The sequence below is a fragment of the Pseudomonas sp. GW821-FHT02H09 genome, from assembly GCF_059421425.1.
In genome coordinates this window covers 140,272-152,991 of the sequence record NZ_JBWKVA010000011.1, presented here as the reverse complement: position 1 = coordinate 152,991, position 12,720 = coordinate 140,272, and the positions used below count along the sequence as shown (strand labels likewise).

Annotated in this window: 8 protein-coding genes; all 8 read left to right on the top strand. The window is 60.4% G+C overall.

The genetic code is table 11. The annotated features are described in order from the left end of the window. The first annotated feature begins 4 nt into the window (after positions 1-4). The 8 genes from treZ to AC07VR_RS16850 all read left to right on the top strand — a co-directional run bounded on the left by treZ (position 5) and on the right by AC07VR_RS16850 (position 12,580). Entirely contained in the window at positions 5-1,813 is a 1,809-nt protein-coding gene (gene treZ, locus AC07VR_RS16885) for a malto-oligosyltrehalose trehalohydrolase (RefSeq protein WP_495011901.1), read from the top strand. After that, the gene (gene malQ, locus AC07VR_RS16880) at positions 1,810-3,888 is read left to right on the top strand and encodes a 4-alpha-glucanotransferase (protein WP_495011900.1); all 2,079 of its coding nucleotides are present in this window, start codon (positions 1,810-1,812) and stop codon (positions 3,886-3,888) included. Before treZ ends, malQ begins: the two co-directional genes overlap by 4 nt. After that, positions 3,885-6,668 carry a malto-oligosyltrehalose synthase gene (locus AC07VR_RS16875; RefSeq protein WP_495011899.1) on the top strand — a complete coding sequence of 928 codons (2,784 nt, stop codon included), beginning with the start codon at positions 3,885-3,887 and terminating at the stop codon, positions 6,666-6,668. The genes malQ and AC07VR_RS16875 overlap by 4 nt, the downstream gene beginning before the upstream one ends. A gap of 21 nt (positions 6,669-6,689) precedes the next feature. After that, positions 6,690-6,962 carry a DUF2934 domain-containing protein gene (locus tag AC07VR_RS16870; RefSeq protein WP_494991515.1) on the top strand — a complete coding sequence of 91 codons (273 nt, stop codon included), beginning with the start codon at positions 6,690-6,692 and terminating at the stop codon, positions 6,960-6,962. 120 nt (positions 6,963-7,082) lie between these two features. Then, on the top strand, positions 7,083-9,242 hold the full coding sequence (gene glgX, locus AC07VR_RS16865; protein ID WP_494991514.1) for a glycogen debranching protein GlgX: 2,160 nt from the start codon (positions 7,083-7,085) through the stop codon (positions 9,240-9,242). A gap of 223 nt (positions 9,243-9,465) precedes the next feature. Beyond that, positions 9,466-10,224, top strand: coding sequence for a PIG-L deacetylase family protein (locus AC07VR_RS16860; protein ID WP_494991513.1), 759 nt, complete (start codon positions 9,466-9,468; stop codon positions 10,222-10,224). A 95-nt stretch (positions 10,225-10,319) separates the two neighbouring features. After that, positions 10,320-11,120, top strand: a complete 801-nt coding sequence (locus AC07VR_RS16855) for an endonuclease/exonuclease/phosphatase family protein (protein WP_494991512.1) — start codon at positions 10,320-10,322, stop codon at positions 11,118-11,120. A 392-nt stretch (positions 11,121-11,512) separates the two neighbouring features. Then, the gene (locus tag AC07VR_RS16850; protein ID WP_495011898.1) at positions 11,513-12,580 is read left to right on the top strand and encodes an autotransporter domain-containing protein; all 1,068 of its coding nucleotides are present in this window, start codon (positions 11,513-11,515) and stop codon (positions 12,578-12,580) included. The last annotated feature ends 140 nt before the right edge of the window (positions 12,581-12,720 follow it).

Sequence of the window (12,720 nt, the reverse complement as noted above, 5' to 3'; positions counted from 1 at the left end):
ATAGATGCCTTTACGGACTCTGGAAGCCTGGCCCCACGGCGCAATCATGCTGGATGCGGAGCACACCCGCTTTGCCTTGTGGGCGCCAGATGCGTTTTATGTGAGTGTCGAACTGGAAAACCGCCAGTCGCTGCCGCTGTTGCCGCAGACCGACGGCTGGTTCGTGATTCAAACCCGCTGCCCCGCCGGTACCCGCTATCGCTACAGCATCGATGGCGAACTGGATGTACCTGATCCCGCCGCCAGGGCTCAGGATGGCGACGTGGACGCTCACAGCGTGGTAGTCGACCCTCTCGCCTACCACTGGCAACACACCACTTGGCAAGGCCGCCCCTGGCATGAAGCGGTGATCTATGAGCTGCATGTCGGCGTACTGGGTGGTTATGCCGAAGTCGAAAAACACTTGCCGCGCCTGGCCGCATTGGGCATCACGGCGATCGAACTGATGCCTCTCGGGCAATTCCCCGGCGAACGCAACTGGGGTTACGACGGGGTTTTTCCATATGCACCGCAAGCCTCCTATGGTTCGCCCGAGCAACTCAAACAGCTGATCGACAGTGCCCACGGTTATGGTCTGGCGGTGATTCTCGACGTGGTCTACAACCACTTCGGCCCGGACGGCAACTACCTGCATCGCTACGCTAAAAGCTTCTTTCGCGAAGACAAACACACCCCTTGGGGAGCCGCCATTGACTTGCGCCACCGCGAAGTGCGCGACTTCTTTATCGACAATGCATTGATGTGGATTCTGGAGTATCGCTTCGACGGTCTTCGCCTGGACGCCGTGCACGCCATCGATGATCCGGATTTCCTGCAAGAACTGGCGCACCGCGTGCGACAACAAATCCCCGCCTCAAGGCATGTCTGGCTCACGCTGGAAAACGAGTTCAATCAGGCCAGCCTTCTGGAACAAGGCTTCGACGCGCAATGGAACGATGACGGCCATAACGCGTTGCACGTGTTGTTGACGGGCGAAACCGACGCTTATTACGCCGACTTCGCTGACCAGCCGACCGCAAAACTCGCCCGCTGCCTGAGTCAGGGCTTTGCCTACCAGGGCCATACCACCCGCCACGGCACACCGCGTGGTGAACCCAGCGGACATTTGCCGCCCAGCGCTTTCATACTGTTCCTGCAGAACCACGACCAGATCGGCAACCGCGCCTTGGGTGAACGACTGAACCACCTGGCTGCGCCTCAAGCGCTGCATGCCGCCACCGTGCTGTTGCTGCTATCGCCGATGATCCCCTTATTGTTCATGGGTGATGAAGGTGCTGTCAGCGAGCCTTTTCTGTTTTTCACCAGTCACCGCGGTGAGCTGGCCGACGCTGTTCGTGAGGGGCGGCGCAATGAGTTTGCCGCCTTCAGCGCCTTCGCCGATCCGCGCAAACGTGAGCTGATTCCTGACCCCAATGCACCAGAAACCTTTCACGCCTCACGACCGGTGCTGACACAAGCCAATACGGATGCGCAACGCGCGACTCAGGAGCTGTATCGGCAGCTGCTGGAGATCCGCCACCGCAAGATCACTGCGCGCTTGCCCGGTGCCCAGGCATTGGGCGCCGACGTTCTGGCCGAGGGTGCGCTCAGCGCGCGCTGGCGACTGGGTGACGGCAGCCTGCTGCGAATTGACCTGAACCTCAGCGCGCAACCGGTGGCCCATTCATCACCGGACCCGGCACCGCAGGTTCAGGCACAACAGCTTTTCGAATACCCGCAAGAGGCATTCAGCCTTCTGCAACAGGGCACACTCGCCCCATACTGCGCGCTTGTCAGCCTGACGGCGCCACCCCTGACTGGAGAGCGCCCATGAACGATGCGCAACTGGAAACACTCGCCAGACGTGCGGGGCTGGCGGTCGACTGGATCGATGCCAACGGACAGCCGCAAAAAGTCACCCCCGCCGTGCTGCGTGCCGTACTGAGCGGGCTGGGTCACCCCGCCTCCACGAAACAGGAAATCGATGCCAGCCTGCTCGAACTGCAACACGTCCAACAGAACAAAAAACTGCCACCGCTGTTGACTGCCGACGTCGGCAAAGGGCTGGACCTGGCACATTACTTTGCCCCGGGAACGCCCTGTGAGATTCATCTGGAAGACGGCGCCATCCTCAACCTGAAACTGGACGCCGAGGCTGTACTTCCGGGGCTGATTCCGGTCGGCTATCAAGGTGTCAGTATCGCCGGGCAGCACTTCACTCTCGCGGTGGCGCCCCAGCATTGCTATAGCATGGCCGATGCACTCGACAGCACGACACCGCGCGCCTGGGGCCTGAGCGTGCAGCTGTATGCCCTGCGACGCCCGGGCGATGGCGGCTTCGGCGACACCCAGGCGCTGGAGAACCTCGCCAGGGTCGCCGGCGAGCGCGGTGCCGATGCCTTGGCCATCAGCCCGCTGCACGCGATGTTCAGCAGCGACACCCAGCGCTACAGCCCCTACTCGCCCTCCAGCCGCCTGTTTCTCAACAGCCTGTACGCCTCGCCTGGAGAGATTCTGGGTGAGCGTGCGTTGCGCACAGCGATAGACGCCACCGGCCTTGCCGAGGTGCAGCACCGACTGGAGCAACAAACACTGATCGACTGGCCCGCCGCCGCAGACGCCAAACAGCGCCTGTTACGGGCGCTGTATGAAGGCTTTTGTCACGGTGATCATCCACTGCAAGAGGACTTCAGCAGTTTTCGTCATTGCGGTGGCGAAGCGCTGGAGAACCATTGCCGATTCGAGGCGGTTCAAGCCGAGCGCGCAGCCCGCGGAGAAAGCCTTGACTGGCGCCAATGGCCAGAACAATGGCGCGACCCACGCAGCGCGGCACTGGCCGAATTCGCCGAGCAAAACGCCGGATACATCGGTTTCTTCGCCTTCTGCCAATGGTTGATCGCCCGCTGTCTGGAGCGTGTGCAAACGGCGGCACGCAGCAGCGGCATGGGCATCGGCCTGATCGCCGATCTGGCGGTGGGGGCGGACGGCGGTGGCAGCCAGGCCTGGAGTCGCCAGGACGAGTTACTCGCTGCTCTGACGGTCGGTGCACCACCGGATATCCTCAATCGCACCGGACAAAGCTGGGGCATTTCGGCGTTCAGTCCTGAGGGGCTGGTGCGCAACGGCTTTCGGGCGTTCATCGAAATGCTCAGGGCCAACTTCGCCCACGCCGGCGGGCTGCGAATCGACCATGTGATGGGCCTGCAGCGTCTATGGGTGATCCCGCTCGGCGCGCCACCGAGCGATGGTGCCTATCTGTATTACCCGGTGGACGACCTGCTGCGGCTGCTGGCACTGGAATCGTTCCGGCATCAGACCATCGTGCTCGGCGAAGACCTCGGTACCGTGCCTGACGGCCTGCGGGAAAAGCTCATCGCCCGCTCGATGCTGGGCACGCGCGTGCTGCTCTTTGAGCAAGACAACGCGCATTTCAAGCCGATCCTCGACTGGCCGGACAACGCCTTGGCCACCACCAGCACGCATGACCTGCCAACGCTCAACGGCTGGTGGCATGGCCGCGACATCGAGTGGAACGCGCGTCTCGGGCTGGCCGACACCAGCGCCCAGACCCATTGGCGAGCGCATCGACAGCGCGAACGTGACGGGTTGCGCCGGGCCTTGAGCCAGGACCCGCAGAATTTTCGCGAAGAGTCCCACGAGACCGATCAAGTGCTCGATGCCAGTGTGCGCTTCCTCGGCCACACCCGCGCGCCACTGGTATTGCTGCCACTTGAGGACGCCTTGGGTATCGAGGAACAGGCCAACTTGCCCGGTACCACCGACAGCCACCCCAACTGGCGCCGTCGATTCGCCAGCGACAGCGAAGCACTGCTCGATGACCCAGATGCCGCACGGCGCCTGGAAATGCTCGCCTGCGCACGACAACAGGCCTTTGAGCGTGACCGATGAATGCCACACTCAGCCACCCGCTGCGGGCAACCGTGCGCCTGCAATTTCACAAGGGCTTCACGCTCAATGACGCGGTGCCTTTGCTGCCGTACTTCGCCAGCCTGGGCATCAGCCACATCTACGCTTCGCCACTGCTCAGCGCCCGTGCCGGCTCCATGCACGGTTATGACGTGGTCGACCCGACCACGGTCAATCCCGAGCTGGGCGGCGAAGCGGCCTTGCATCATCTGGTCCACGCCCTGCGCCAACAACGCATGGGCCTGATCCTCGATATCGTCTCCAACCATATGGCTGTAGGCGGTGCCGACAATCCCTGGTGGCTGGATTTACTGGAGTGGGGTCGGCTCAGCCCCTACGGTGAGTTCTTCGATATCCAGTGGCACTCCCCCGACCCTTTGCTTGAAGGCCAGTTACTGCTGCCATTTCTCGACACTGACTATGGCGTGGCATTACAGGACGGGACGATTCCCTTGCGCTTCGATGCCGCACGCGGGCTCTTTTATGTCGAGCACTATGAGCACCATTTCCCGATCTGTCCCACCGATTACGGTGAACTGCTCAAACCCGACGATCAGCTGGATCCCGAACACGCGCAACCGCTCAAGTCCCTGGCTGATCGTTTCACCACCCTTCGCTACCTGCCTGATGCCCATTGCCTGGCGTTGCCGCTGCAACAGAAATTGCTCGAACTGGCCCGGCAATCGGTCATCCGACAAGCCATTGAACACACCCTGAGCCTGTACGATTCCCGCCAACCTGAAGGCCTCGCCCGCCTGCACAACCTGCTGGAGCGGCAGAGTTATCGCCTGGCCAGTTGGCGCACGGCGGCCGACGATATCAATTGGCGGCGCTTCTTCGACGTCAATGAGCTCGCCGGTCTGCGGATCGAACGGCCAATAGTGTTCGAGGCCACCCACGCAAAAATTTTCCAACTGATCCGCGACGGCCTGGTGGACGGGTTGCGTATTGACCATATCGACGGTCTTGCTGATCCGCGGGGGTATTGCCGCAAACTGCGACGTCGGGTCGATGCCTTGTCGCCTTCGCGGCACTTCCCGATCTACGTCGAGAAAATTCTTGGCCAGGGCGAAACGCTGCACCGCGACTGGCAGGTGGACGGCAGCACCGGCTATGAGTTCATGGATCAGGTGTCGCTGTTGCAACATGACCCGCAAGGCGCCGACACCCTTGCCTGGCTGTGGACGACTCACAGCGAACGCCCCGCCGACTTCGTTCAAGAGGCACTGCTGGCCCGTCAGCAGATGCTCAACGGCTCTCTTGCGGGGGATTTCGAAAGCGTCGCCCAGGCGCTGTTACAGATTGCCCGCGATGACCTGATGAGCCGCGACTTGACCCTGGGTGCAATTCGCCGGGCGTTGCAGGCACTGATCGTGCACTTTGCGGTATACCGCACCTACATCAGTGCCTGTGGCCGGTCAGCGCAAGACGAGATGTTTTTTCAGCAAGCCATGACCGGTGCCCGTAGCACGCTGGGCGAAACTGACTGGCCGGTGCTCGACTACCTCGAACGCTGGCTCGGCGGCGAGCCATGGCGCAAGCGCCCCGTGGGCAGGCATCGCAAGATCCTCAAGCATGCCTGTGTGCGTTTTCAACAGCTGACGTCTCCGACGGCGGCCAAGGCCGTGGAAGACACCGCGCTCTATCGCTCGGCGGTGCTGCTGTCACGCAACGATGTCGGCTTCAATACCGGGCAGTTCAGCGCCCCTGTCGCCGACTTTCACCAAGCCTGCAGCCAGCGCCTGGCAACCTGCCCGGACAACCTGCTGACGACGGCTACCCATGACCACAAACGCGGTGAAGACACCCGCGCCAGGCTGGCCGTGCTCAGCGAACGCAGCGCCTGGTATGTCGAGCAGGTCGAGCACTGGCGAGCGCTGGCCGCACCGCTGCGAATCGATCCCGCAGTGCCTTCAGCCGGCGATGAGCTGATCCTCTATCAGACACTGCTCGGCAGTTGGCCGCTGGAACTGCGCAGCGACGAAACAGCCCTGCAGGACTTCGCTCAACGTTTCTGGCAATGGCAGCAAAAAGCATTGCGCGAGGCCAAACTCCAGAGCAGCTGGAGCGCACCTAACGAGGCATATGAACAAGCCGTTCATGGATTCCTTGAGCGCCTGTTGTTGTCCCCCGAGGGGCTGGAGTTGCGCTCTGCCATCGGCGAGGCCGCGCACGTGATCGCCCCTGCCGGCGCCTTGAATGGTTTGGCTCAAACCTTGCTGCGTCTTACCGTACCTGGCGTCCCTGATCTCTATCAGGGCAATGAGTTCTGGGACTTCAGCCTGGTGGATCCGGACAACCGACGGCCCGTGGATTTCAGCCTTCGGCAGCACGCTTTGGACACGTCTTGCGATATCTCGCAGCTACTGGTGAGCTGGCGTGACGGGCATGTCAAACAAGCGTTGATTGCCCAGGCACTGACCCGGCGCGCCGAGCATCCGGAGCTGTTTCGCCGGGGCCGCTATCAGGCACTGGAAGTGCTCGGTAGCCAGGCCGGACACGTGCTGGCGTTCATGCGCGAAATCGATGGTCAGCGGGCCGTAGTAATTGTTCCAAGGCTTGCGGCCAACTTGCTGGAAATTGGCGCCAAACCGCTGTTAGACGCTCCGGTTTGGGGCGATACCCGGGTAAGACTTCCGGTCGCCGCGTCCGGGCAAAACCTGAAAGGACTTTTTTCAACGTGCGCAGTCACACTCCACAAGGAGTTAATGATCAGTGCCGCGCTGAGGGACTTTCCGGTCAATCTCTTTATACAAACTTGAGTTCAGTTCAGGAGCATTACGATGAGTACCGACGAAAAACGCGTCCGTGAATTTGCCTATCAAATCTGGGAGTCCGAAGGTAAACCTGATGGCCAGGAAGCCCGCCATTGGGAGATGGCGTGCAAGCTGGCAGAAGCCGAAGCCCTGGTCCCGAGCAAACCACCTAAAACCAGTACGACCAAGGCCAAACCCAAAGCCACGCCCTCCGCTGCTGCGCCGGTAGTGGTGCCAGCGGGTGAGAAACCGGCTACCGTGAAAAAACCACGAGCACCGCGTAAACCAGCAGTCAAGTGACGTCATAACAGCCCATGCTATCCATGCATTTTTGTGTGGCGAGCTGGCTCGCCACGATGGGTTCGTTCTCCCTGCAAAAAACGCCAGAGCGGAACATCGAACTCATTTGCAGGAGCACCTATGGCCAAGCCACATAAAGCCGCGCCCGAGCTTCACGCAGTGGCTTCACGTATCCGTGAAGGCTTGCCCTTTCCGCTGGGCGCCACCTGGGATGGCCTTGGGGTCAATTTTGCGCTGTTCTCCGCCAACGCAACCAGGGTCGAACTGTGCCTGTTCGACGACACCGGCGAAGTAGAGCTTGAACGCATCGAGCTGCCGGAATACACCGACGAAATTTTCCACGGCTATCTGCCCGATGCCCATCCCGGCCTGATTTACGGCTACCGCGTCTACGGCGCCTACGATCCGCAAAACGGTCATCGTTTCAACCACAACAAGCTGCTGATTGACCCGTACGCCAAGCAACTGGTGGGCAGGTTGAAATGGTCCGAGGCATTATTCGGCTTTACTATCGGCCACCCTGACGCTGACCTGAGTTTCGACGAACGTGACAGCGCGCCGTTCGTGCCCAAGTGCAAGGTCATCGACCCGGCCCACACCTGGGGGCACGATCATCGCATCAGTGTACCGTGGGACCGGACGATCATTTACGAAGCTCACGTGCGCGGCATGACCATGAGACACCCTGGCGTCCCCGAGAACCTGCGCGGCACGTTCGCCGGGCTGATGGTCGACGACGTTGTGGAACATATCCGCAAACTCGGTGTGTCGTCGGTCGAATTGATGCCGATCCATGCCTTCGTCAACGACCAGCATCTGCTGCACAAGGGCATGACCAATTACTGGGGCTACAACAGCATCGCTTTCTTCGCCCCGGACCCGCGGTACCTGGCCAGTGGCAAGATCGCCGAGCTCAAGGAAATGGTTGCGCACCTGCACGAAGCCAATCTGGAAGTGATTCTCGACGTAGTCTACAACCACACGGCCGAAGGCAACGAGCAAGGCCCGACCCTGTCCATGCGTGGCATCGACAACGCCTCTTACTACCGCTTGAATCCGGACGACAAACGCTTCTACATCAATGATTCCGGGACTGGCAACACCCTGGACCTGAGTCACCCTTGCGTGCTGCAGATGGTCACCGACTCACTGCGCTACTGGGCCACGGAGATGCACGTGGACGGCTTTCGTTTTGACCTGGCGACCATTCTCGGGCGTTATCACAATGGCTTCAACGAACGCCACAGCTTCCTCGTTGCCTGCCGCCAGGATCCGGTGCTACGTCAGGTAAAAATGATCGCCGAGCCTTGGGACATCGGTCCCGGTGGTTATCAGGTCGGTCGTTTCCCTCCGGGTTGGGTCGAGTGGAACGACCGCTTTCGCGATACCGTCCGGGCGTTCTGGAAAGGCGACGACGGCCAGCTCGCAGACTTCGCCGCACGCATGACCGCCTCCGGCGAATTGTTCAATCAGCGCGGCCGTCGGCCTTATACGTCGCTCAATTTCATCACCGCCCACGATGGTTTCACCCTGTACGACCTGGTGTCCTACAACGACAAACACAACGAGGCCAACGACGAGAACAATCAGGACGGCAGCAACAACAACCTGTCCTGGAACCACGGCGTGGAAGGCCCGACTGACGACCCTGAAATCAACGCTCTGCGCGCGCGCCAGATGCGCAACTTGGTTGCCACCCTGTTGCTGTCCCAAGGCACACCGATGCTGGTGGCCGGCGACGAATTCGCCCGCACCCAGCACGGCAACAACAACGCCTACTGCCAGGACAGCGAAATCGGCTGGGTCAACTGGGACCTGGACGAAGACGGCAAGTCGTTGCTCAAGTTCGTCAAACGCCTGATAAAGCTGCGCCTGGCCTATCCGGTCCTGCGTCGCGGACGCTTTCTGGTGGGCAATTACAACGAGGACATCGGCGTCAAGGACGTCACCTGGCTCGCGCCGCACGGTGGTGAAATGACCACCGAACAATGGGAAGAGAGCCACGGCCGCTGCCTGGGCATGTTGCTCGACGGCCGCGCCCAGGAGACCGGCATTCGCCGCCCGGGCGCAGACGCGACCTTGTTACTGGTGGTCAACGCCCATCACGACGTGGTCAATTTTCGTCTCCCGCAAGTGCCTGACGGCGGTTTCTGGACCTGTATGGTGGACACCAACCAACCGTCGATTCGAGGCCAGGAGCGCCTGGACTTCGATCACCAATACTCGGTAACCGGCCGCTCGCTACTGCTGTTCGAGCTGCAGCATGAGGAAGAAGATTGAAATCGCAGTTGAAGGCATTGATCCTGCCGGTATAAAAAAACTGCGACCGGTTCTTCATACAAGGGAGACTTAACCCGGAGTATGAGCAATACTCAGCTCGCGGCGATCCAGGACTCGGAGCGCCAGCAAACCTCTATCGACACGTCATCACCGGCGTGCAGAGGATTGACCACAAGCCACCGTTCAAGACTGGCTGCGGTATCAAAACAAGGACGTGACGCCAATGAAACCTGTCTCCCTCCCCGACAGCACCCTCCCTGCGCAGATATGGAACAGTGCGCTCGAGCTGGAAAATATCCCGGTCATCAGTACCAGCATGCTGGTCCCGCCAGGCGCTCGCGCGGTCGTGATCGCTCCTCACCCCGGCGACGAGGTGGTGACCTGCGGTGGTCTGTTACAGCTATTGGCCAGTCTGGGCCACCCCTTGCAACTGATCTCGATCACCGACGGCAGTGCCAGTCATCCGGGCTCGAACCTATGGTCGGCCAAGCGCCTGAGCGTATTCCGCCCGCAGGAAAGCGTCGAAGCCCTCCGGCGTCTGGGGCTGCCGATGCACAGCCTGAAGTGGATCCGCGGCGGCTTCACCGACAACGCCCTGGGCGAATGCGAGCATCAGCTGACCCAGTTCATAGCGCGCTATTTGCGACCTGGTGATGTGGTCTTCAGCACCTGGCGTGAAGATGGCGATGTCGACCATGACACCGTTGGCCGGGCCAGCGCCAAGGCCGCGGCGATGGTCGACGCGCACTTTCATGAAGTACCGGTCTGGGCCTGGCACTGGCCGGTCCGCGAACAAGGCCTGATTCCCTGGCAACGGGCGCGTAAGATTCGTCTGAACACCTGGACCGTGGCCCGAAAAAGTCATGCGACCCATGCCTACGCCAGCCAACTGGATGGCGAGCCCGCTATCGGTATCGCACCGATGCTGCCGCGGGTCATCCTGGAGCGCATGCGCCTGCCATACGAGATCGTGTTTGTGTAATCGATGCAAGCGCGGATCAATACACCGGTAAACGCTGAACTGTCGGGCAAAGCATCAGTCGCATAAGTCATCAGCCCTGAATCAGAGGAGCGACCGTGAGCAACGAATCAGACAGGCGCCCCGTCAGCCCGGCATCAACCAGCAACCCATCGGTGATTCATCGCCTGAGAGTTCTGACGGTCAACACCCACAAGGGCTTCACGGCCTTCAACCGGCGCTTCATCCTGCCAGAATTGCGCGAAGCGGTTCGCAGCACCTCGGCGGACCTGGTGTTTTTGCAAGAGGTGCTGGGCGAGCACGACCGCCACGCCTCGCGCTACTTCAATTGGCCGCAGCAGTCACAGTACGAGTTTCTCGCTGACAGCATGTGGAAGGACTTTGCCTATGGACGCAACGCGGTCTATCCGGACGGCCATCACGGCAACGCCCTGTTGTCGAAATACCCAATCAGGCAACACCGCAATCTCGACGTATCCATCACCGGCCCCGAACGTCGCGGGCTGCTGCATTGTGTGCTGGAAGTGCCGGGGCATAACGAAGTTCATGCGATCTGCGTGCATTTGAGTTTGCTGGAAAGCCATCGTCAGTTGCAGCTGGCCCTGCTCTGTCAACTGCTCGAATCGCTACCCGACGATGCGCCGGTCATCATCGCTGGCGACTTCAACGATTGGCAGTTGCAAGGCAACGCCACCCTCGCCCGGCGCGACTATCTGCATGAAGCCTTCGAGCGCCATCTCGGGCGCCCGGCCAAGACCTATCCGGCACGCTGGCCACTGCTGCGTCTGGACCGTATTTACCTGCGCAATGCCAGCAGCCACGAGCCGAAGATTCTCAGTCACAGGCCGTGGACGCATCTTTCCGATCACTTGCCATTGGCAGTTGAAGTGCACTTCTAACAACCCGAAGCCGATCATTTTAGCCGAGTCGGCACCGTCGGCGATCCGGGTGTCAGGGTAGTCCGGTAGTCTAATAGCTACCCGACAAAAGGCTCTAGCCAGCGTCCTGGAAAATGATTTGACGTACAAACAAGAGCTTAGAGAATGTATAAATATCAATAATTTGACGACTCTAAATTAACCATACCGCCCATCGTCCAATTTCTTGACGCAACGTCAAGGGTCTTCTTAGCTTCACCTTACTACCCCCGGAAATACCATCAGGGGCAAGCCTCCAAACGCCCGCGCAAGCAGGCCGACAGGGCTTTGCCCCAATAAATTCGGTCGCCCCTCATTCGGGGTAGGAGAGACGCCAAAGCGAGATAAGGCATGCCATTGCAAGGTAGACCTCCATGAAAATTTCCATCACCTCACAAGAGATCAAAATCACTATTTACACCGTTTCGACTTCACTGCTGCTGTGCTCTGCCATGGAGGTTCAGGCAGCCTCCGCCGATGATGAGTCGATCCCCTGGTATCGCCAGGACGTTCCAGCGTTTACCTTGCCAACACCTGACTCGATGTTCACTGGCCGTTACACTACAAACCCCACCCTCGACACTCACCCGTTGACTGTTTACGAGGCCGCGCCCGCTGCATGGGAGCGCGTGTATGGTCAAGCCTCCAGACAGGCTGAAACCGACTACCTCACCTCCCAGTCTTCCGGCAACGTCGATGGCCTTCTCAAGGGACCAGCGCTCTACACCGTGCAAAACGATAGCGGGCACACCCAACGTGTCGGCTTGCTGGGTGGTCAGAGCCAGTTCCAGACCAACAGCAATGGCATTGTGATTACCCGCGCCATGGCCGCCCCCCGTAACGATAGCCTCGATCTACAAGGCTCGAGCCTCGGCGCCTACTGGAGCCTGACCGGTTCGCAGGGCTGGCATGTGGATTTGACCGCAAGCGGTGGCCGGGTCAACGGCTACAGCCGCACCGATCAGGGCGCACGGCAAGCGACCGAAGGTAGCGCGGTGACCCTGTCGGTCGAAGGCGGATTTCCCATCGGCATCAACGAAAACTGGGTAGTCGAACCCCAGGCGCAGTTGATCAACCAACGAATTAGCCTGGACACCCCGAATGCCGGAAGTGGCAACTACTCGTCCAGCGACTTGACCTCCTGGAGTGGCCGGGTTGGTGCGCGCTTGAAAGGTAACTACCAGATTAGCGGGCTGCCGATCGAACCCTACGTGCGGACCGACTTGTGGCACACGGTAAACAGCACTGACACGCTGACTCTCGGCCAGGTCGACAAGATCAGCAATAGCCGCAACTCCTCCACCGTTGAACTGGGCCTTGGTCTGATAGCCAAGGTCTCGCCCACTGTGAACCTTTATATGAGCGCCGATTACAGCAGCGACGTCGACACCAATGCCCTCAACGGCTTGATCGGCGTCCTGGGTGTGCAGATGCGTTGGTGAAAGCCTGTGGCGAGGGGGCTTGCCCTACTGCCGGTAAGTTAAGCGAGCGCTGCCCCTGTAGGAGCGAGCCTGCTCGCGATGGACTCAAGGGCGACGCGTTTATTCAGAAAACACGCGTCATCGTTAACGTCCATCGCGAG